This window comes from Streptomyces sp. NPDC051211, from assembly GCF_040689505.1.
Taxonomy (GTDB): Bacteria; Actinomycetota; Actinomycetes; order Streptomycetales; family Streptomycetaceae; genus Streptomyces.
Genome location: NZ_JBFBAV010000001.1, coordinates 512,142 through 531,666, shown reverse-complemented (window position 1 = coordinate 531,666; position 19,525 = coordinate 512,142). Strand labels below are relative to the sequence as shown.

18 protein-coding genes are annotated in these 19,525 nt (G+C 72.5%); 11 read left to right on the top strand and 7 right to left on the bottom strand.

Annotated features, from left to right (window positions below):
* Nucleotides 1-356: 356 nt before the first annotated feature.
* From AB0447_RS02545 to AB0447_RS02525, 5 genes are all read left to right on the top strand, one after another.
* Nucleotides 357-1,145, top strand: a complete 789-nt coding sequence (locus AB0447_RS02545; protein ID WP_366474564.1) for a ScbR family autoregulator-binding transcription factor — start codon at nucleotides 357-359, stop codon at nucleotides 1,143-1,145.
* Nucleotides 1,146-1,402: 257 nt separating this feature from the next.
* Nucleotides 1,403-2,029 (top strand): BTAD domain-containing putative transcriptional regulator, encoded by a 627-nt coding sequence (locus tag AB0447_RS02540; RefSeq protein ID WP_366474563.1) that lies wholly within the window; start codon nucleotides 1,403-1,405, stop codon nucleotides 2,027-2,029.
* A gap of 228 nt (nucleotides 2,030-2,257) precedes the next feature.
* Nucleotides 2,258-2,821 carry a hypothetical protein gene (locus AB0447_RS02535; RefSeq protein WP_366474562.1) on the top strand — a complete coding sequence of 188 codons (564 nt, stop codon included), beginning with the start codon at nucleotides 2,258-2,260 and terminating at the stop codon, nucleotides 2,819-2,821.
* Between the two features lie 61 nt (nucleotides 2,822-2,882).
* On the top strand, nucleotides 2,883-3,692 hold the full coding sequence (locus AB0447_RS02530) for a hypothetical protein (RefSeq protein ID WP_366474561.1): 810 nt from the start codon (nucleotides 2,883-2,885) through the stop codon (nucleotides 3,690-3,692).
* Between the two features lie 66 nt (nucleotides 3,693-3,758).
* Nucleotides 3,759-5,732 carry a helix-turn-helix domain-containing protein gene (locus tag AB0447_RS02525; protein WP_366474560.1) on the top strand — a complete coding sequence of 658 codons (1,974 nt, stop codon included), beginning with the start codon at nucleotides 3,759-3,761 and terminating at the stop codon, nucleotides 5,730-5,732.
* A gap of 19 nt (nucleotides 5,733-5,751) precedes the next feature.
* On the opposite strand, the gene AB0447_RS02520 is transcribed toward AB0447_RS02525, so the two are convergent.
* Nucleotides 5,752-6,894 (bottom strand): transposase, encoded by a 1,143-nt coding sequence (locus AB0447_RS02520; RefSeq protein ID WP_366474559.1) that lies wholly within the window; start codon nucleotides 6,892-6,894, stop codon nucleotides 5,752-5,754.
* A 298-nt stretch (nucleotides 6,895-7,192) separates the two neighbouring features.
* Nucleotides 7,193-7,612, bottom strand: coding sequence for a DUF3151 domain-containing protein (locus tag AB0447_RS02515; RefSeq protein WP_366474558.1), 420 nt, complete (start codon nucleotides 7,610-7,612; stop codon nucleotides 7,193-7,195).
* A 157-nt stretch (nucleotides 7,613-7,769) separates the two neighbouring features.
* Between AB0447_RS02515 and AB0447_RS02510 the strand changes: the two genes are divergently transcribed.
* The 3 genes from AB0447_RS02510 to AB0447_RS02500 all read left to right on the top strand — a co-directional run bounded on the left by AB0447_RS02510 (nucleotide 7,770) and on the right by AB0447_RS02500 (nucleotide 10,944).
* On the top strand, nucleotides 7,770-8,621 hold the full coding sequence (locus AB0447_RS02510; RefSeq protein ID WP_366474557.1) for a tryptophan 2,3-dioxygenase family protein: 852 nt from the start codon (nucleotides 7,770-7,772) through the stop codon (nucleotides 8,619-8,621).
* A complete protein-coding gene (gene kynU / locus AB0447_RS02505) occupies nucleotides 8,614-9,849 on the top strand; it encodes a kynureninase (RefSeq protein ID WP_366474556.1) in 1,236 nt (411 codons plus the stop codon). The genes AB0447_RS02510 and kynU overlap by 8 nt, the downstream gene beginning before the upstream one ends.
* A gap of 186 nt (nucleotides 9,850-10,035) precedes the next feature.
* Nucleotides 10,036-10,944 carry an alpha/beta hydrolase gene (locus AB0447_RS02500; RefSeq protein WP_366474555.1) on the top strand — a complete coding sequence of 303 codons (909 nt, stop codon included), beginning with the start codon at nucleotides 10,036-10,038 and terminating at the stop codon, nucleotides 10,942-10,944.
* Nucleotides 10,945-11,100: 156 nt separating this feature from the next.
* On the opposite strand, the gene AB0447_RS02495 is transcribed toward AB0447_RS02500, so the two are convergent.
* Entirely contained in the window at nucleotides 11,101-12,306 is a 1,206-nt protein-coding gene (locus AB0447_RS02495) for a hypothetical protein (protein ID WP_366474554.1), read from the bottom strand.
* Between the two features lie 244 nt (nucleotides 12,307-12,550).
* Here AB0447_RS02495 and AB0447_RS02490 point away from each other — a divergent pair, with 244 nt between their 5' ends.
* A complete protein-coding gene (locus AB0447_RS02490; protein WP_366474553.1) occupies nucleotides 12,551-13,387 on the top strand; it encodes a PhzF family phenazine biosynthesis protein in 837 nt (278 codons plus the stop codon).
* A gap of 10 nt (nucleotides 13,388-13,397) precedes the next feature.
* Here the strand turns inward: AB0447_RS02490 and AB0447_RS02485 are convergent, their stop codons facing one another.
* Nucleotides 13,398-14,594: an FAD-dependent oxidoreductase gene (locus AB0447_RS02485; protein WP_366474552.1), complete on the bottom strand. Its 1,197-nt coding sequence runs from the start codon at nucleotides 14,592-14,594 to the stop codon at nucleotides 13,398-13,400.
* A 64-nt stretch (nucleotides 14,595-14,658) separates the two neighbouring features.
* Nucleotides 14,659-15,510, bottom strand: a complete 852-nt coding sequence (locus AB0447_RS02480) for an SDR family NAD(P)-dependent oxidoreductase (RefSeq protein WP_366474551.1) — start codon at nucleotides 15,508-15,510, stop codon at nucleotides 14,659-14,661.
* A gap of 212 nt (nucleotides 15,511-15,722) precedes the next feature.
* Between AB0447_RS02480 and AB0447_RS02475 the strand changes: the two genes are divergently transcribed.
* On the top strand, nucleotides 15,723-16,352 hold the full coding sequence (locus AB0447_RS02475; RefSeq protein ID WP_366474550.1) for a TetR/AcrR family transcriptional regulator: 630 nt from the start codon (nucleotides 15,723-15,725) through the stop codon (nucleotides 16,350-16,352).
* Nucleotides 16,353-16,477: 125 nt separating this feature from the next.
* On the top strand, nucleotides 16,478-17,155 hold the full coding sequence (locus AB0447_RS02470; RefSeq protein ID WP_366474549.1) for a 1,4-alpha-glucan branching protein: 678 nt from the start codon (nucleotides 16,478-16,480) through the stop codon (nucleotides 17,153-17,155).
* Between the two features lie 265 nt (nucleotides 17,156-17,420).
* On the opposite strand, the gene AB0447_RS02465 is transcribed toward AB0447_RS02470, so the two are convergent.
* Both AB0447_RS02465 and AB0447_RS02460 read right to left on the bottom strand, forming a co-directional pair.
* Nucleotides 17,421-17,894 carry a cupin domain-containing protein gene (locus tag AB0447_RS02465; RefSeq protein WP_366474548.1) on the bottom strand — a complete coding sequence of 158 codons (474 nt, stop codon included), beginning with the start codon at nucleotides 17,892-17,894 and terminating at the stop codon, nucleotides 17,421-17,423.
* A 114-nt stretch (nucleotides 17,895-18,008) separates the two neighbouring features.
* Nucleotides 18,009-18,347, bottom strand: a complete 339-nt coding sequence (locus AB0447_RS02460; RefSeq protein WP_366474547.1) for a DoxX family protein — start codon at nucleotides 18,345-18,347, stop codon at nucleotides 18,009-18,011.
* Between the last annotated feature and the right edge of the window lie 1,178 nt (nucleotides 18,348-19,525).

The window sequence follows — 19,525 nt, the reverse complement described above, 5'->3', positions numbered from 1 at the left end:
GCCTGTCCCCCGACGGGCGGGACGGGGCCCTTTGGCTTTCCCCGGAGGTAAGGCGCCGTCTGGCGGCCGGCACCTGGACCCAAGCCGAAGTGAAACATACTTGTGGGTGTGGAACTACTCCCCACCTGCGCATCCGCCCTGGTGAAGGGCAGGAAACCAGCCGAACCCCGTCATGATTCGGCCAGGATTGCCCCCTTCTGTACGACCGGATCGGGTCGGGTATTTTTTCCCCTGACCAGGGCGGCGTACCCGGAGGTACTTTTCTGGTCCGCACCCGCCGTGCCGCACCGGCATATGCGGTGTGAAATCGTACTCCGGGGTATGCAACCGGGCCATCGAGAGGGACTTGGCGGCAGATGAGGACGGAACGACCGCAGGCGAAGCAGGACCGGGCCGTGCGGACGCGGCAGGCCATCCTGGAAGCCGCGGCCGTGGTCTTCGAGGACTGCGGCTACGACGCGGCGAAGCTCGCGGACATCGTCCGGCTGGCGAACGTCACCAAGGGCGCGCTCTACTTCCACTTCGACTCGAAGGAAGACCTGGCACAGGCCGTCATCGACGCGCAGGTGGCCATGGAACCCGTCTACCTCCCGCAGGAGTTCCGGGTCCAGGAGTTCGTCGACGTCGGGATGATCTTCTCGCACCGGCTCCGGCACGACGTGCTGATGCGCGGCAGCGCCCGGCTCACGCTGGAGAACACCGGCCGCGACCTGGACCGGGCGGCCCCCTACCAGGGCTGGATCGACCTGCACACCGCCCTGATGACGGAGGCCAAGGCCCGCGGCGAGCTGCTCGCGCACGTGAACCCGGCCGACCCCGCCCGGCTCGTCGTGGGCTCCTTCGCCGGACTCAACGTCATGTCGCACACCCTCGGACTGGACCTGGACCTGGAGGTGTCGGCGCTCTACACGAGCGTGATGCCGAGCCTGGTGATCCCCGCCCTGGCGGTCCGGCTCGACACCGCACCCGGGCGGGGCGCCCGGGCGCTGCACGGGCCGCAGGAGGCGCGGCAGTGCGAGTGCGCCGGCACCCGGCTCTCGGCCCCGGCCGAACCCCGCGCCACCGAACCCCGCGCCACCGAACCCTGCCGCCCCGCCGAGCCCTGCCCCGCCGAACCCGGCGTGCCCCGACCCGGCATGCCCTGACCCGACACCGCCTGAGGTCGCCGGGCACCCCTCCGCACCCCCAATCCCCCGCCGAACACGGGCGGTTCGCCGGTGCGCCCCGGCCGGCCGAGAGAGGAGCGGGTAGGTTTTGCCGAAAAAGATAGCGGTATTATTTTTTTGGGCAGGGTGGCGTCCCGCCCCGACGTGTCCCGGGGGAGAAGTGTGTGGATATCGACGTGCTCGGAGGGCTCCGTGTCCGTGAGAACGGCCTGCCCGTGGTCCCTGCCGCGCGACCCGTGCGACAGCTCCTCGCGGTGCTCGCCGCATACGCCGACCAGCTGGTTCCGGCCACCGCACTGGCCGGTGAACTCGCCGTCCACACCCCGGCCGAGCAGACCCGGACCGTCCTGCTCGACTCCGTGCACCGGCTGCGCGGGCTACTGGCCGGGGCGGCCGATGCGGCAGGCCGGCGCACCCCCGAGACCGTCCTGGTCTCGCTCCCCGGCGGATACCTGCTCGACACCGGCGGCGGCCGGAGCGACCTCCGCGAGTTCGCCCGCGAGGCCGGAGCCGGCTACCGGGCCATGTCCCGGCGCGAGTTCGAGACCGCGGCCCGGCGCCTGCGAGGCGCGCTCGGGCTGTGGCGGGGGCCGGCCTTCGACGGGATAGCGGCCGGCCCCCTGCTGGCCGAGCGGATCGAGGGCCTGGAGCAGACCCGGCGCTCGGTCCTCACCCAGTGGGTGGAGGCCCAACTGGCCCTGGGGCGGCACCGTGAACTGCGCGCCGAACTCCGGACCGCCGGAGCCGGCCGGGCCCTCGACACCTACCCGGAGCTGGCCAGGGTCCTCGGACCGGACTTCGGGCGCAGCCCGGCGGTCACGACCCGAGCCGTGCGCCGCACGCTCCTGGGCGGAGTGATCTGATCGGCCCACGTTCCGTCAGAAGTCCGAAAGACGTCACAACCGTCCGGTCTCATACGTCAGTTGTTGTGGTGGAAGCGAGTTGACGTATCCGTTCCGGTTCTCTGGAATCCCAAGAATTCGGCGGATACTTTTCTATGCGAGAAGGGGTGCGTGCGGTATGGAGAGCGTCGCAAGCGACTCTGGCTGGACTGTCCATGACCTCGGCCGACGGGGCGAGGAATGGAACGAATGGCAAGAAAAACGCTTCTGATCGCGGTGCTCCACCGCGGCCCGCAGGGCCGCGCCTCTCCGCTGGCGTTCGCCGCCCGGGACGGAGCCGCCGAAGCCGGCGTACGCAGTGTGCTGGTCGGCGCCGAGGGCCTCGGCGAGGCCCAGTGGGCGCTGCTGGAGGCGGCCGGCGGCTACGTGTTCGGGGCGCCCCTTCCGGCGGAGGCCGCGGACCGGCGGAGCAGCTGGGCGGGCCGGCCGGCCGGCGGGTTCACCGAAGACGTGCCCGGTGCCGACCCGTACGAACGGCAGCGCCGGATGGCGGCCTCCGCCGCCCGGCTCGGCCTGCGGTGGATCGTGCCGGAGGTGCTGCCCAGCTGGTACTCGGCCTGCGACAACGAGTCCGCACTGGACGCCGTACGCCAGGTCGGGGGCCTCGTGGCACACACCCTCCGCGCCGGCCTGGCCGCCTCGGACGGCCACGAAGGCCGGGAGCGCCACGACGACCGAAGCAGCCACGACAGCCGGGCCGACCTGCTCGGCCTGACCCGGCTCACCGGGCCGGTGGACCTGGCCGGCCGGTAGTCGAGACCCCCTGACAGACCAGGCCGCGCCGTCCGGGTGCGGCGACCGGAGGCTCCCGCCCATGAGTGCTGCCTTTGCCGAAACGCCCGGTTCCGCGGATGCGCTGCGCGGCCTCGCCGCCGAAGGCGTGCACCCCTGGATGGAAGGTGCGCCGGGAATCCGGCCGGACCGGCTCCGCGCCGCCGCCCGACAGCTCGGAATCCGCGGCCTGCTGTGCGCGCACCCCGCCACGGCCGACGAAGCCCGGCAGCTCTGCGACGCGCTGCTGCCGACGGGCGGCCTGGTCGCCCTGCCCCCGGCCATGGAGCCCGGCGCCGACGCCCCGTACTGCGCGGCCCGCGCGCTCGCCGAAGCCGTGGACCGGCCCAATCTGGTCGTCGCCCTGCCGCCCACCGCCCAGGGTCTCGCCGCGACCTCCCGGCTGCTGGGGGAGGGCACCGGCGTGCTGTGCGGTCCGGTGTCGGCCCCGGCCGTGTACGAGGAGCTGCTGGACGCCTGGCTGCGCGGGCTGGAGCGGGCCCAGGACCGGGGGTCGGACCTCGCGGCGATCCCCGTCTTCGCCGCCGTCCGGGTCCGGTCCCTCGGTCCGGCGGCGGCTCCGTTCGCCCGCCGGCTGTACGCGCGCTACGACGCCCTGCTCGACACCGCCCGCTGGCAGGCCCTGGCCCGGGCCGGAGCCCGCCCGCACCGGCTGATGTGGACCACCCTCGGCGGCCGCGCGGCCACCCTGCCCGACCTGATCGGCTGGGGCACCGCGGCCGCCCTGACCCCGGCCGCCCTGCAGACCCTCCCGAGGCTGCGCGGGGACACCCTGACGCCCGGCGGGCATCGGTTTCCGGCCCTCATCTCACAGCGCACGAAGATCACTTGACCCCGCCCGGCGCGGAACCTAGGTTCGCAAGGGGGAAGCTGGAAAGTGGACGGGGGAGCAGGGGGCATGGACGCCGTGCGGGGGGCCGAATGCGCCGGAATCAAGGTCGGCGCCGAACAGACGGAACGGGTCCCGGCACAGCGGCCGGTTCACTCGGAGCAACCGATTCACGGACCGCAACCGGCGCCGGACCCCGACCGGGCCCGCCGCCACGACCTGACCCGCGCCCTGCTCGCCGACCGCGAGGCCGCCCTGGCCGCCCTCGTCGACACCGTGCACGACCTGGTCACCCCCTACGAGCTGGACCCGCTGCTCCGGATGATCGCCCGCCGGGCCCGGCGGCTGCTCGGCCTCGACCTGGTCTGCATCGCCGTCACCCGCCCCGACGGCACCTCCTATCTGCGCGCCTGCGAGGGCGAGGCCGTCCCCTACCACCTGGGCGCCGACCTCGGTCCCGGCCACGGCGGCGGCCTGGCCGGACTCGCCCACGAACGCCGGGTGCCCGTCTGGACCGCCGACCACCCCTGTGACCCGTCCGTCCCGCGCAGCGCCCGCATCGACGAGGTGTTCCGGGCCGAGGCGCTACGCGCGGTGATCGCGGTGCCGCTGCGGCACGGCGACACCGGCCTCGGCACCCTCTTCGGGGCGGTCCGCGCCGTACGCCCCTTCACCCCGGACGAGACCTCGGTGCTGCTGCCGCTGGCCGACCTGGCGGCGGTGGCCATCGACCGGGCCGGCCGGCTGGAGCGCACCCGCGACGAGCTCACCGAGCTGGAGCACCTCAGCTCCGAGGCGACCGCCTCCCTCACCCGGGTCCGCCACCTGTGGGACTGCCACGCCCGACTGGCCCGGCTGGTCCTGGACGGCGCCGGGCTGGCCACCGTCGCGCGGGCCGTCGCCGACGCGCTGGACGGCGTACTGCAGGTCCGGGATCCGGGCGGGCGGCCGCTGACGGCCGTGGACGAACTGCCCGGCCTGGACGAGGCGGCCGTCGCCCGCGCCTCCCTGCGCGCACACACCGGGTCCCGGCCGGTGGAGCTGCCCGGTCACGTGTGGGTGGCGGCGGTGACGGCGGGGGCCGAGAACCTGGGGGTGCTGGTGCTGCGCGCCGCGGCCGCGCTGACCGAGGAGGACGTACGGCTCCTCCAGCTGGCCGCGCTGTCGGTGGCTTCGCTGACCCTGATCCAGCGCGGCACGGCCGCCGCCGAGGGCGGCCCGGTCCGCGACGAACTGCTCCAGGAGCTGCTGGACCGCTCCGTCTGGGCCGGGGCCGTTGCCACGGAGCACGGGGCGTACGGCGAATACGGGGCGTACGGCGAGTACGACGACCGCCACCTGCTGGAACGCGCCCGCCGGGTCGGGCTCGACCCGGCCGCCCCGCACCTCCTGGTGGTGGCCCGGCCGGAGGGCGGGGACCTCGGCAAGGCGGTGGCCTGGGCGAGCTCGTACGCCTACCGGAAGGGCGGCCTGCGGGCCGTCCGGCGCGGCCGCATCGTGCTGCTGCTGCCCGGTACGGACGCCTCCGCGGCCGCCCGTCAGGTGTCGGCGGAACTGTCCCCGCTGCTCGGCCACCCCGTGTCCACCGGGGCGGCCGGTCCGGCCGAGAGCCTGTCCTCGCTGGCCCGCGTGTACGAGGAGGCGGTCCGCTGCCTCGACGCGCTGACCGCGCTCGACGGGGTGGGCGGTGCGGCCTCGCTGAGCGATCTCGGGTTCGTCGGACTGCTGCTCTCCGCCGACCACGACGTGGACGCGTTCGTCCGCGCGGCGATCGGACCGGTGCTCGACTACGACGCGGCCCGGCTGACCGAGCTCGGCCGCACCCTGGAGGCCTACTTCCAGTCCGGCGGCAGCCCCATGCACTCGGCCGAGGCCCTGCACGTCCACGCCAACACCGTTTCGCGGCGGCTGGAGCGGATCACCGACCTCCTCGGCGACGGCTGGCAGAAGCCGGGCCGGGCCCTGGAGATCCAGATGGCGCTCCGCCTGCACCGCACCCGCGAGGTCCTCCAGCAGAGCCGGGCGACCCGCCCGGCTCTCTGAGCCCCGGTCCCGAGGGGGGCTACCGGAACTCGGCCAGCGCCCGCGCCGCGTGCGCCACCGAGGCCATCGTGACGTGCCGGTGCCAGCCGGACAGCGAGCGGCCCGAGAAGTCGCGCAGCCCGACGTCCTGGACGCTGTGCCGGGAGGCCACCGACACCCGGCGGGCCTGCTTGGTCATGCGCAGCAGCGCGGCCGGCGACGGCCGCAGCAGATCGGTGACCCACAGCTCGGTGGGCGGGTGGTTCAGGTCGGTCCACTCCCCGACCAGCCGCAGGTGGCGGCGCCGCTCCGGGGACGGGTCCGGCATCATCACGCGCACCGTGGACACCCAGGAGGTGCGCCGTACGCCCGGCCGGAGCGGGTCGGTCCACTCCACCGGGGTGCGCATCGCCCGTACGTTGCGCAGCACGTCCTGCGCGGGCAGCGTGCCCGCACCGTGCCCGGGCAGCGCCGGGTCGGTGACCATCAGCCGGGTACCGGGGGCGATCCGCGCCAGCACCGGCAGCCCCACCTGGGCGAACCGGAGCATGGTGATCCGGGTGCCGATGCCCCTGATGTCGAGCAGCACCGGCCGCGGCGACAGCCCCATCTGCAGCACGCTCTCCAGGGCGGCGGTGACCGCGCACTCCTCGTACGACCGGTCGGCCTGGACCGAACCGGCCGAATCCTGCGGCAGGTAGAGCCGCCATCCCACCGGAGTGGCCACGTCCACCGAGGAGAACCAGACCCCGAAGGCCTGCTGGCCGCGGAACATCCGTCCCCGGTGCGGATCGAACCGGTGCCCGGCGCCCACCGACTGCTCGCCGCCCCGCGGGATCGCCATCGGCTGGGCCACCCAGGTGGTCAGCGGAGAGGTCTGGTCCAAGTGCTGGGCGAGGGCGCTCCGGATGGGCTGCCACTCCCAGGTGGAGTCGGAGATGAAGTGGTGCAGGCTCTGCTCCGCGCCCACCCCGCCGGTCTGCGAGGCGATGTTGCGGATCGACTTGCGGCCGGGCGCGGCCAGCAGCCCGAACACGTACTGGCGGCCCTTCTCCCGCTGGTCCCGCCGCCGCAAGGAGCCGAAGACCGCCGAACACAACTCCTCGGCCACCTCGTACGCGGGATCCCGGCGCCCGGTCCGGCCTCGCTGGACGATGGTTTTCTCGGCGGTCACAGTGCTCACGGCTTCCCCCTTGTTCGACTGCCCTTCCACCGTCCTGCGGAGGGGTGCTACGAGGGGAGGTGCGCCAAGCACACACCTGACGGCCCGGGTGGTGGGGAGCCCACACCCGGAACCGTTCAGTCATCCGGGGAACACCGCTGTGACCTGCGGTTTTCCCATCCGGCCCGCGTCAGCCGGAAAGCGCCTGCGGGGGCGGGAAGACCTAGGTGCTCCCACCCCCGCGGGCGCTCTTCAGGGCTTGCGGCCATCCGGCAATACCGCTATGCGGCTTTCGGCTTTCGGCTTTCGGCTTGCGGTTTTACGGCTTGAGCGCGGCGTAGGCCTCTTCGCTGCTGTCCTTCAGGAACTGCCGGCAGCGCTCGGCCTCCTCGGTCTCGCCGATCGCGCCCGCCGCACGGGCCAGGGCGGCCAGGCAGCGCAGGAACCCGCGGTTGGCCTGGTGCTCCCACGGGATCGGGCCGTGGCCCTTCCAGCCGGCCCGGCGCAGCGCGTCCAGGCCGCGGTGGTAGCCGGTGCGGGCGTACGCGTACGACTCGATCACGCGGCCGCCCGCGAAGGCCTCGTCGGCCAGCTCCGCCCAGGCCAGCGAGAAGGTGGGGAATGCGGCGGCGACCTCGGCCGGGGCCTTGGACTCCGCGCCGAGCAGCCGGTACGCCTCGTCGTTCTCCTGCAGGTACGTCGGGTCCGGGCCGCCGAGAAGGTTCTGGTGAGTACTCATGCAGGCAGTCTGCCAGCCGCCCGCGATCACGTGGCCGTGCTCACACCAGCAGTGCTCGGGTACCCGGGCATATGATGCGGGCAGGGGACCGGGGCTCCACATTTCCCAGCAGGAAGGAGCGGACCGCTACCCGGAAGTTCGTGTCGAGGAGACAGAAATGTCGCACGCCCTTGATGCCTCCGGAGCCGGCGGTTCGGACACCCCGAACCTCGACTTCGCTGGCACGACCCCGTACGAGGACTACGTCCAGGCGGACGTCCTCACCCACCTCCAGCACCTCCGCTCGGACGACCCGGGCGAGATGGTCTTCCTGGTCACCACCCAGGTCATGGAGCTGTGGTTCACCGTCATCGTCCACGAGTGGGAGACCGCGGCCCGCGCCCTCGGCGAGGACCGCATCGATGTCGCGCTGGACGCGCTGAAACGATCCACCTACGAGCTGGAGTCCCTGAACGCCTCCTGGCGCCCGCTGGCCCAGCTCACCCCCGGCCAGTTCAACGCCTACCGCTCCGCACTCGGCGAGGGCTCCGGCTTCCAGTCCGCGATGTACCGGCGGATGGAATTCCTGCTCGGCGAGAAGTCCGCCTCCATGCTCGTCCCGCACCGCGGCGCGCCCCGCGTCCACGCGGAACTGGAGAAGGCCCTCCAGGAGCCCAGCCTGTACGACGAGGTGCTGCGCCTGCTGGCCCGCCGCGGCCACGCCGTCCCGGAGAGCGTCCTGCACCGCGACCTCTCCCAGCGGTACGAGCCCTCGCCGGAGGTGGAGGCCGTCTGGGCCGCCCTCTACGAGGCGGACGACCGGCACGGCGACGACCTGGTCCGCCTCGGCGAGGCCCTCACCGATGTCGCCGAGCTCGTCTGGCGCTGGCGCAACGACCACCTGGTCGCCACCCGCCGCGCGATGGGCGCGAAGACCGGCACGGGCGGCTCGGCCGGCGTGGCCTGGCTGGAGAAGCGCGCCTCGAAGAACGTCTTCCCCGAGCTGTGGACGGCGCGCAGCCATGTCTGAGACCCCCTTTTCGGCGGCCGAGACCCCGCTCTCCATACGTGCCGAGGCCCTCGACGCGGCCGACGAACTCGGCAAGATGCGCGAGCGGTTCACACTCCCGGACGGCCTCGTCTATCTGGACGGCAACTCCCTGGGCGCCCTCCCGGCAGCCGTCCCCGCCCACGTGGCGGACGTCGTGTCCCGGCAGTGGGGCGAGCTCCTCATCCGCTCCTGGGACGAGAGCGGCTGGTGGACGGCCCCCGAGCGGATCGGCGACCGGATCGCCCCGCTGGTGGGCGCCGCCCCCGGCCGGATCGTGGTCGGCGACTCCACCAGTGTGAACCTCTTCAAGGCGCTGGTGGCGGCCGCCCGGCTGGCCGCCGGCGCCGGCGACGGCCGGGGCCCCGGCCGGGACGAACTCCTGGTCGACGCCACCACCTTCCCCACGGACGGCTACATCGCGGCCTCCGCGGCCCGCATGACCGGCATGAAGCTGATCCCGGTGGAGCCGGCGGCCGTACCGGACGCGCTCGGTCCGCGTACTGCCGCGGTGCTCCTCAACCACGTGGACTACCGCTCCGGCCGCCTGCACGACCTGCCCGGACTCACCGCGGCCGTCCAGGCCGCGGGCGCCCTCGCCGTCTGGGACCTGTGCCACAGCGCGGGCGCCCTGCCGGTCGGCCTGAACGCGCACGGGGTCGACCTGGCGGTCGGCTGTACGTACAAGTACCTGAACGGCGGCCCCGGTTCGCCCGCGTACCTGTACGTCGCCGAACGCCACCAGGCCGCCTTCGACTCCCCCCTCCCGGGGTGGAACTCGCACGCGGACCCGTTCGCGATGACCCCCGACTACACCCCGGCCGAAGGCCCGGTACGGGGCCGGGTCGGCACCCCGGACATCCTGTCCATGCTGGCCCTCGAAGCCGCCCTGGACGCCTGGGAAGGCGTCTCGGTCGACGCCGTCCGCCGCAAGTCCCTCGCCCTGACGGACTTCTTCCTGGAATGCGTCGAGGCCTACGTGCCGGCGGGCCGGGTGGAGTCGGTGACCCCGGCGGACCACGCGGAGCGCGGCAGCCAGATCTCGTTGCGCACCGAGAACGCGGCCGCCGTCATGCGCGAGCTCATCGCACGCGGCGTGGTCGGCGACTTCCGCGCCCCGGACGTCCTCCGCTTCGGGTTCACCCCGCTGTACGTCGGATTCGCCGACGCGGAGCGTGCGGCACGGACACTGGGTCACATTTACGGGTGATGATCACGCGGGCCTGGCGGAACGTCACGCCCGGGGCGCGGGCGGAGCTGCGGCTCCGCCCGCGCCCGGCCGGAACCGATCCGCTCCCTCCGGCTGGAACGGATCCCCTCCTTCCGGCCTGATACCGTCCCGCTGCCCGGAACATGTGTCCCAGCTGTCCCCCGCGTACCGAGAGGTGTCGAGCCGATGACGGACCCCGCAGTGGAACGGGACGCCGCCGAGGAAGCTTCGGCCTTCTCCCACCCGCCGGTGGCCCCCGACGCGACCGCCCCGTACGGCGAACACCCCGACCAGGTCATCGACTTCTACGCCCCGCGCGGGGACGCGGCCGGCAGCCCCTTGGCCGCACCCCCGGCCACACCGCTGCTCGCCCCCCTGGTCGTCGTCCTGCACGGCGGCGCCTGGCGCGCCCCGTACGACCGGCAGCACATCACCCCGTTCGCCGACTTCCTGGCCCGCCGCGGATTCGCGGTGGCCAACGTGGAGTACCGGCGCGGCAGCGCGCTTCCGCACCAGGGCGCGGCCGGTCCGGTCGCCGGCCGCTGGCCGGACACCTTCGACGACGTCGCCGCCGCCCTGGACGCCCTCCCGGACCTGGCATCGGCCCACCTCCCCGCGGCGGACGTCCGCCGCACGGTCCTGACCGGCCACTCGGCCGGCGGCCAGCTCGCCCTCTGGGCAGCCGCCCGCCACGTCCTGCCCGCCGATTCCGCCTGGCGGCTGCCTTCACCGCCGCAGCTGCGCGGCGTGGTGGCACTGGCCCCCATCGCGGACTTCACGGCGGCCGAGGAACTCGGCGTCTGCGGGGGTGCCGCCGGCCAACTCCTGGGCGGCCCGGACTTCTTCCGGTCCCGCCTTCCGTACGCCGACCCGGCCGCGCTCCTCCCGACCGGCATCGCCACCGCGGTAGTCCACGGCCGCGACGACATCGTGGTCCCGGCCTCCGTCTCCGAGTCCTACGTGGCCGCCGCCGCGAAGGCGGGCGAGACGGTCGGCCTGACCCTGCTGGCCGGCGTCGGTCACTTCCCCCTGATCGACCCGGCCGCGGACGCCTGCGCGGTGGTGGCGGAGGAGATCGCCCAGCTCGCCTGGTGAAGCGGCAGCCCTTGCACCAAGTCCGCTTCGGCACGCGCAAACGGCTGCTCACAGGCCGGTGGCCGTGCCGGCCTCGGGGGAGGCCGGCACGGCCACGGCGGTGCCTCTGCTCTGTGTGGCCGCTAAGGCCCCTTGGCTGTCGGTGCGGTGAAGAGGTCAGGCCGCCAGGCTGTGCGCACCGCCGGCCGCGATGTGGGCGACGTTCTTGATCGCGGTGACCGCTGCCACCGGCACATTGGCATCCGTGGTGCTGCCGTTGCCCAGCTGCCCGCTGCCGTTCTCACCCCAGGCGAAGACGATGTTTCCGGTGCTGTCGGTCTTGTCGCCGCGCTTGCCGCAGTCGCAGAAGGACCGGATGGCCAGGTTGTGGTCCTCGGTGGTGGCGATGGCCTTGACCCCGGTCAGGTTCGACACCGTAACGGGGACGGGGCTGTCGGTGTTGGTGCCGCCGTCACCCAGCTGCCCGGAGGCGTCGCGGCCCCAGGATCGGACCGTGCCGTCCTTCAGCAGCGCCAGACTGTGGAAGCGGCCGGCGGCCACCGCCCGTACCCCGGTGAGGTCGGAGACGGTGACGGGGACGGGGCTGTCGGTGTTGGTGCCGCCGTCACCCAGCTGCCCGGAGCTGTCGTCGCCCCAGGACCGGACCGTGCCGTTCCGGAGGAACGCCAGACTGTGGTTGCCGCCGGCGGCCACTCCCTGCACCCTGGTCAGGTTCGAGACGGTGACGGGGACGGGGCTGTCGGTGTTGGTGCCGCCGTCACCCAGCTGCCCGTTGTCGTCATCGCCCCAGGACCGGACCGTGCCGTCCCTCAGCAGCGCCAGACTGTGGTCGTCGCCGCCGGAGATGGCCGTTACCCCCCTGAGGTCCGTGACCGTGACGGGGACGGGGCTGTCGGTGTTGGTGCCGCCGTCACCCAGCTGCCCGTTGTCGTCGTCGCCCCAGGACCGGACCGTGCCGTCCTTCAGCAGCGCCAGAGCGAATTGGTCGCCGGCGGCGATGGCCTTGACCCCGGTCAGGTTCGGGACCTGGACGGGGACGGAGCTGTTGGTGTTGGTGCCACCGTTGCCCAGCTGTCCGTTGTTGTCGCTGCCCCAGGCCCACACCGTGCCGTCGCTCAGCAGCGCCAGACTGAAGTCGAGGCCGGCGGCGAGGCCCGTGATCCCCGTCAGGTTCGAGACCGTGACGGGGACATTGGTGCCGGAGTTGGGGGCGCCGTTGCCCAGCTGCCCGACGTTGTCCGCGCCCCAGGCCTGCGCGAACGGTGCGCCCTTCTCACCGGCCTTCCCCACCGAGTCCGCTGCGTGTGCGGCAGGCGCCAAGGCCAGCAGCGCCACCAGCGCGCCGACGGTCATCGCCCTCATACGTCCTCGGGGGGCCTGCAGACTTGCGTCACCCATGACTTTCCTCTCCCAGGGGCACGAAGCAGAACAAATCGATCAAAGGGATAGCAGTCGCACACCCGAAGCGCCCCGGCGACACGGGCAACGTGCGCGGACACCACCGGCCTCGACCATTCCGTGCGGTATGAGATCGGATCATCGGGCCAGTCCATTCGCTCCGAATTGGCCTTGGCCGGGCCCCACTCGGGACCCCTACGGTCCTCGAATGCACATGCACGTGGTTGACGCCTTCACCGATCGTCCGTTCGCCGGGAACCCGGCGGGAGTGTGTCTCCTGCCCGCGGGAGCGTGGCCGGAGGACACCTGGATGCAGCAGGTCGCGGCCGAGATGAACCACTCGGAGACGGCATTCGCCCTCCCGCTGTCCGAGGCCGACTGGGCGATCCGCTGGTTCACCCCGCTCGTCGAGGCCAAGCTGTGCGGCCACGCCACCCTGGCCACGGCACACGTCCTGCGCACCGAGCGGGCCCTCTCCGGGACCGTACGGTTCACCAGCCGCCGGTACGGCGTCCTCGAAACGCGCGCCCACCGGGACGGCAGCATCACCCTGGACTTCCCGGCCGCCCCCGGCGCCGAAGTCCCCGTACCGGACGGGCTGTCCGAGGCCCTGGGGGTCAGCCCGGAGGCCACGTTCCGGGCCGCCGGGCTCGGCGACCTGCTGGCCGTCCTGCCCGACGAGGCCGCCGTCCGGTCCGTGATCCCCGATCCGGACGCGGTGGCCGCACTGACGCGCCGCGAAGGGCTGCGCGGTGTGATCATCACGGCCCCGGCGGGCGCGTCCGGGGCGTACGACTACGTCTCCCGCTTCTTCGCGCCGGCCAGCGGCATCCCCGAAGACCCGGTCACCGGCAGCGCCCACACGGTGCTCGCCCCGTACTGGTCCGCGCGACTCGGCCGCGACGAACTCACCGGCCTCCAGGCCTCCGCACGCACCGGCCTGGTCCGCACGGGCGTGCACGGCGACCGCATCCACCTCACCGGCCACGCGGTCACCGTCCTGACCGGCACCCTGCGCACGCCGATCGGTGACGTCCCGGGGTGAACGTGCCCGATCAGGCCGCCTGTGCAGCGGTGGCCGGCGCCTCGCCGCGCTCGGCCTGCAGCTGCTGCCGCTGGCTGTCGTCCTTGACCCAGGTGTGCGAACCGGGCTTGCGCGCCTCGTCGGCCAGCCCCTTGACGGTGTGCTTGCAAACGAACTCCTTCAGCTTGGCGCCGGGCCGGCCACCGATGAACAGCCTCTTCGCGGTGTCATCCTTGTGGGCGAACTGGAAGATGCCGACACGTCGGCCCAGGCTGATGCACTGCCCGGCGAACCCCAGGCTGAAGGCCGCGGGTCGCTCACCTGCGATCCGGTTGAGCACCGTATCGGCGGCATGGGCGCCGAGCGGCCTGGCGGCCTGGCAGCTCATCCGGAACGGCAGGCCCGACGGTGCCGCCGAATCCCCGGCCGCGACGATGCGTACGTCGTCCACGCTGGTCAACGTCTCGTCCGTGAGCAGGCGGCCCAGGGCATCGGTGCTCAGCCCGCTGCGCACGGCCAGGTCCGGGACGCCGAACCCGGTGGTCCAGATCGTCACGTTGCTCGGCAGCTCCCGGCCGCTGCCGAGCTGCACGGCGTCGCGGGTCACCGCCGTCACCAACGCGCCGGGGCCTTCGAGCACGGTCACCCCGAGTCCGGCCAGCCGCTTGGCGACCGAGCGCCGGCCCTGCGGGTGCAGGTACGGGCCGAGCACCCCTCCGCAGACCAGGGTCACGTTGCGGCCCGCCTCCGCCAGTTCGGCGGCCGTCTCCATGCCGGTCGGGCCCGCCCCGACGACCGTCACCGCGGCCGTTGCGGGCGCCGCGTCGAGGACCGGCCGCAGTCGCTGCGCCTCCTCCAAGGTGGCGATCGGGTAAGCGAACTCGGCCACCCCTCGGACGCGGGGGTCGGCGCTGCCACTGCCCACCGCGTAGATCAGGTAGTCGTAACCGACCGTGCCCCCGGCCGCCACCGTCACGTTGCGCCCGGCCGCGTCGATCCGTGCCACGGTGTCGACCACCAGCCGGACGCCCTCGGCCAGGACCTCTCGGTAGTCGACGACAGCGTCGTGGGACCCGCCCACCACCTGGTGCAGGCGGATCCGCTCGACGAAGGTCGGGCGCGGGTTGATCAGCGTCACGGTCACGTCGTCGCGCTGCGTCAGGCGATTGGCCGCCATGACGCCGGCGTAACCGCCGCCGATCACGACCACATGCGTGTTCTCAGTCATGGTGACTCCTTCGTTTCAGGGGTTCGGACACAAGACAGGCGTGGCTTCGAGAACCCGGCCGGGGTCATCGATCTGCTCGGTGGAGGTTGCCGTGAGCCTCCACCGAAAGGTCCTGCCAGTCGGCCCAGGTCTTGAGCCGGTCGGCGTAGGCCTGCTGGAGCATCTGGTGGAAGCCCTGGCCGAAGAGGACCCGCAGGGGCGGGTCGTCGGAGTCGACGATCTTGAGGAGTGCCCGGGCCGCGGCGGCCGGGTCGCCGGCCGGCTGCTTTCCCATGGCCCCCGCGAGGTGCCGGCGGAGGCCGTCGTAGACCGGATTGGCCTCGGCCATGTGACCGTTGGCGAGCGGATCCGGGTTCTTGCCGGACCTGGTGGCGAAGCCGGCCGGCTCGACCACGGTCACCTTGATGCCGAACTCGGCGACCTCCTGGGCGACGGTTTCATTCAGGGCTTCGAGCGCCCACTTGGAAGCCTGGTACGCGCCCCCCAGCGGCATCGCGACGAGCCCGGCGACCGAGGACAGCTGGACTATGTGCCCCGCGCCCTGCTCGCGCAGGTAGGGCAGCGCGGCCTGGAGGACCCACACTGCGCCGAACAGATTGGTTTCGAACTGGTCGCGCAGCTGCTGCTCGGTCAGCTCCTCGATGGCGCCGATCTGCGCGTAACCCGCGTTGTTCACGATGACGTCAAGACGGCCGAAGTGCTCCTTGGCCCGCTTCACGCCCTCGAAGACGGCCGCCTTGTCGGTCACGTCCAGTTCGAGGGGGAGAACCGCGTCGCCATGGGCGGCGACCAGCTCGTCAAGGCTTCCGGCGTTCCGGGCGGTCGCGGCCACCTCGTCGCCGCGCGACAGCGCAGCCTCGACGAAGCTGCGGCCCAAACCACGCGACGAACCGGTAACGAACCAGACCTTGCTCATGATGCCTCCCTGATCTCTCGTCTCCGCCTGTCGGACAAGAGACACCGACGCCCCGATCCCTGTGACGGACCCACCCGTGTGACCTGAGCCATAGAATCCCCCAACAGTGCAGTCATTGCACTCCTGTGCAGTGACTGCATGAAGATATACTCATAGGGTGAGTGGCCGTCAAGACACCGCCACCCCACTCGACCCGGGAGCCACAGGGCACGATGACCAGTGACGATCCAGTCCGCCGCGGCGGACGCGAAGCCCAGCGCCGCCGCACCCGCAAGGCGATCGTCGAAGCGGCGGTCCGACTGAGCGCCGGCGGAGCGACGCCTTCCATCGACGAGATCGCGGCGGCCGCCGACGTGTCACGCCGCACGATCTACACGTACTTCCCGACCCTCGACCACCTGCTGATCGACGCGACCGCCCGCGCGATCAACGAGCCCCCGGTCGAGGCGGCACTGGCCGACCCCACGCTCGCCGACGACGCCGCAGCACGCGTGGACGCCCTCATCCGGACCCTGCTGGCACACTCACCGCAATCGCTTCCCCTGGGCCGCCGACTGATCCGCCTGACCGTCGATCCGCCGACGAGCGACACCCCGGAGCCGGCAACCCCGCGCCGCGGCCCCCGCCGGGTGGAATGGCTGGAACAGGCCTGCGAACCGCTCCGCGGCACCCTGAGCGACGAGGCGTTCCAACACCTGATCTCGGCCCTGACCATCGTGGTCGGCTGGGAGGCGCAGATCGCCCTCCGCGATGTCCGCGGCCTCGACCCGCAGGCCGAACAGGAGACGGTGACCTGGGCCGCACGCGTCCTGGTCGAGGCAGCGATCAGGGAAAACGGCTAGGGGCCTGATCCACCGGACACGAGCCAAAACACGTGTGGATCTTGTCGGGCGAACAACCACCCGTCCGGCCCCGCCGGATGGGAAGGTGTGAAGATCCCGTCCGCTCAACGGAAGAGATCCTCGGCATGGCCGTCATCCACCACACTGTCCTCAAACCGTCCAAGCTGGAACTGCTCACCTCCTGGCTGCCCTCCCGGCCGTGGTACGCCGGCGGCGCGGGCGAACCGGAACTGGCCAAGGCCGGCGGCTTCCGGCTGGACGACCCGCAGGGCGAGGTCGGGATCGAGTTCATGGTGGTCACCGACACCTCCGGCACTCACCCGGCCGCCTACCTGGTGCCGCTCACCTACCGCGGCGCCCCGCTCGACGGGGCGGAGCACGCCCTCGTCGGCACCATGGAACACGGAGTGCTGGGGCGGCGCTGGGCCTACGACGGCTGCCACGACCCGGTGCTGGTCGACCAGTTGCCGGCCCTGATCGAGGGCCGGGCCCAGGCCCAGGACCAAAACACCAGCGACACGCCCGACCGGGAGATCACCTGCTCCTACACCGGTGAAGCCTCCGCCCCCACAACCTTCACCACCAAGGCCACCGACGACCAAGAGGGCACCGCCCTGACTGCACCGAACGGCACGACGCTCCGCTTGCACCGCCTCCTGCGCCCCGCCCCGGACAACGCACCTCTCCTGCCACCGCAAACGGCCGGCCATGTCGCCGGCTCCTGGCAGATGCCGGACGGCACCCGCGCCCGGGGCCTGTTCGCCGTCTTGCACACGGGCCCTCACGCCCAGGCCGCATCCTGACTGCTGTGCAGTCCCAGTCCGATGCGGCCGGTGACGTGTCGACTCCACCGTGCGGACGCACCGGCATGTCGCTGGTGCGCCTCACCGATCCACCGCCGGTCCCGGCGTCAAAGGGGCCGAACCGCAGGAAACCCAGGGCGAGACGCCCGTGACAGAGCCTCGTCGCCCACCTGGTGGAGCCGGTGCGGGAGGTGAGGGCCTGGGCCGTCCGCACGGTGGGTTCACCACCGAGCTCTAGGCGATGACGCGACTTTTGCGGCAGACGCTAGGCGTCAGGCATCGGCCGCATCTGAATTCCGTGCCGCTTGGCGACCTCGATGAGGCGATCAACGTCCGGCGGCGTGTCCGACTGGGGTGGCAGCTCCCGTCGCTGGGCCGGTTCACCCGCCTCGGCGAAGAACTTTTCGATACCGCCCGGCGTGTAGGTGACCAGGATCCGCGCCGTGCTGGTGGGCTCGAACCGCTCGAGTGTGCCCTCGGGGATGTGGAAAAACGATCCCGGTCCACCTTCGAAGGTCTCGTCTCCGATGTGATAGCGCAGCGTCCCCTCGATGACGTAGACGCTCTCGGACCCGGAGTGGGTGTGGGGCGGCGGGCCGCTCCCCACCGGAACGGTCATCTCCATGACCGTCATCGCACCGTTGGTCTCGTCACTCGATGCCTTGACCTCGTAGAGACCGCTCAGCATCCAGAACGCCTGCCCGTCGCCGCTCTGGCGCACGTGGACGTTGCTCGCCATGGGGCCACTCCCTTCCTAGACCCCCCATGTGTCCCCACCGACGGGCGGGCCGAAAGCCGCCATCCGGGTGCGACCACCAGGGGTCGCGGTCCGGCCCGACCGGCCGGACACGCTCTAGGCCAGTGCCATGGCGGCGACCACCGGTGCCGCGTACATGAGCGGGAAGGCGATGTGCGCGTACGAGCGGGCCCGTATCACCGTGATCACCGCACCGGCGAAGTAGAGCACCGTCCCGATCGCGGCGATGACCCCGATGACCGGAACGAACAGGCCGACGACCAGTCCGATCGCGCCCGCGGCCTTGGCCACACCGAGCCAGGTCCACCACGACCGCGGTACGCCGTAGTCGGCGAGGGGCTCTACGACCCACTTGGCGCGGAAGAAGACCGACACGGCCGAGAACCCCACCATGACGGCGGCCAGAACGGTGACGATGACGTAAGCAGTGGACATCGGAGGATCCCCTTCGAGTGACTGCCGGTGCGGGCTGCCCCGGCTTGAGTCCGTCACTGCTCTGACCCGCCGGACCGCAGGGGTGTGACGGCTGCGCAAAAAAGTTTTCTGCAGGATGCCTGACAGCCGGATCTGCACCGACTGGCGGCTTATGCCCGGCCACAGACGGTCTGGTGACGCTATGCCGAGAGAAGCGCGTAGCGATCCGTCGCGCCGGGCCGTCCGGCCCTGCTGCCTGGGTCTGGCTTCGGGGAATCGGAGCCCGCCCGGGGCTTCGGGCCTGCTGCCCGGGTTTGGCTTCGGGGAATCGGAGCTGTCCGCCCGTCAGGGCGGCCGGTCGGGCGGCAGCCGCCGCCCAGCTTTCTGGGCGGGGCCGTATGGGGTCCTGTCCCCCCATGCCGTTCCTTCGGGGCTTCCCGACAGTCCTTGTCTTTCCGGGGCCGGCCGGGCAGTCAAGGGTGGAGCGCAGCGACATCGCGAAGCGACGCGACCGAAGGGAGCGCCCTTGACGGCCCGGACGGACCCGGAACGACACTGGGACTGCCGGGCAGCCCCCGCCCGCCGCCGGCTTCGGTCCGGGCGAAGCCCCAGCTATACCCGGCCCCGCCCAACAGAGCGGCCCGGCCTGGCAGGGCAGGCCTCGGCCAGCCGCCGTTCAGCAGTCGAGCGGGGTCGCGGCTTGGCGGGGTCCGCTGCGCGGGGCTGTTCCCCTACCCGCCCCTTCCCGAACTGGGGCTCCGCCCCAGACCCCGCGCCTCAAACGCCGGCGAGGCTGGAGAGCGGGGTCTCGGCCCGGCCCCTGCACTCAACCCTTGGCGGGACCGGAAGCGGGGCTTCGCACCACCCCGCACCCCACCCCGGCGAAGCCGGAAGCGGGGGCTTCGCCCCACCCCCGCAGCCCACCCCGGCGAGGCCGGAAAGCGGGGCTCCGCCCCAGCCGGAGGCCGGGCGGGTACGGTCCAGCAGGCCGATGGGCCGGCGCCGTGCGCCGCGCAGCCCCACCTCGGCCTCCGGCCTCCGTCCGGCTGGAGCCTCCAGGGGTGGGTGGCATACCGCCGGCCCGGCCCGGCTCCGAGCGGGGGCAAAGGAGTGGGCCCGCGCCGTGCGCGCCCCAAACCCCACCTCGGCCTCCGGCCTCCGTCCGGCCGGAGCCTCCAGGGGTGGGTGGCATACCGCCG

Excerpts from the sequence above, each read along its gene's own strand:
- AB0447_RS02545 (WP_366474564.1), top strand. The coding sequence starts at position 357 with ATGAGGACGGAACGACCGCAGGCGAAGCAGGACCGGGCCGTGCGGACG.
- AB0447_RS02535 (WP_366474562.1), top strand. The coding sequence starts at position 2,258 with ATGGCAAGAAAAACGCTTCTGATCGCGGTGCTCCACCGCGGCCCGCAG.
- AB0447_RS02530 (WP_366474561.1), top strand. The coding sequence starts at position 2,883 with ATGAGTGCTGCCTTTGCCGAAACGCCCGGTTCCGCGGATGCGCTGCGC.
- AB0447_RS02525 (WP_366474560.1), top strand. The coding sequence starts at position 3,759 with ATGGACGCCGTGCGGGGGGCCGAATGCGCCGGAATCAAGGTCGGCGCC.
- AB0447_RS02515 (WP_366474558.1), bottom strand. The coding sequence starts at position 7,612 with ATGAGTACTCACCAGAACCTTCTCGGCGGCCCGGACCCGACGTACCTG.
- AB0447_RS02510 (WP_366474557.1), top strand. The coding sequence starts at position 7,770 with ATGTCGCACGCCCTTGATGCCTCCGGAGCCGGCGGTTCGGACACCCCG.
- kynU (WP_366474556.1), top strand. The coding sequence starts at position 8,614 with ATGTCTGAGACCCCCTTTTCGGCGGCCGAGACCCCGCTCTCCATACGT.
- AB0447_RS02500 (WP_366474555.1), top strand. The coding sequence starts at position 10,036 with ATGACGGACCCCGCAGTGGAACGGGACGCCGCCGAGGAAGCTTCGGCC.
- AB0447_RS02495 (WP_366474554.1), bottom strand. The coding sequence starts at position 12,306 with ATGAGGGCGATGACCGTCGGCGCGCTGGTGGCGCTGCTGGCCTTGGCG.
- AB0447_RS02490 (WP_366474553.1), top strand. The coding sequence starts at position 12,551 with ATGCACATGCACGTGGTTGACGCCTTCACCGATCGTCCGTTCGCCGGG.
- AB0447_RS02485 (WP_366474552.1), bottom strand. The coding sequence starts at position 14,594 with ATGACTGAGAACACGCATGTGGTCGTGATCGGCGGCGGTTACGCCGGC.
- AB0447_RS02480 (WP_366474551.1), bottom strand. The coding sequence starts at position 15,510 with ATGAGCAAGGTCTGGTTCGTTACCGGTTCGTCGCGTGGTTTGGGCCGC.
- AB0447_RS02475 (WP_366474550.1), top strand. The coding sequence starts at position 15,723 with ATGACCAGTGACGATCCAGTCCGCCGCGGCGGACGCGAAGCCCAGCGC.
- AB0447_RS02470 (WP_366474549.1), top strand. The coding sequence starts at position 16,478 with ATGGCCGTCATCCACCACACTGTCCTCAAACCGTCCAAGCTGGAACTG.
- AB0447_RS02465 (WP_366474548.1), bottom strand. The coding sequence starts at position 17,894 with ATGGCGAGCAACGTCCACGTGCGCCAGAGCGGCGACGGGCAGGCGTTC.
- AB0447_RS02460 (WP_366474547.1), bottom strand. The coding sequence starts at position 18,347 with ATGTCCACTGCTTACGTCATCGTCACCGTTCTGGCCGCCGTCATGGTG.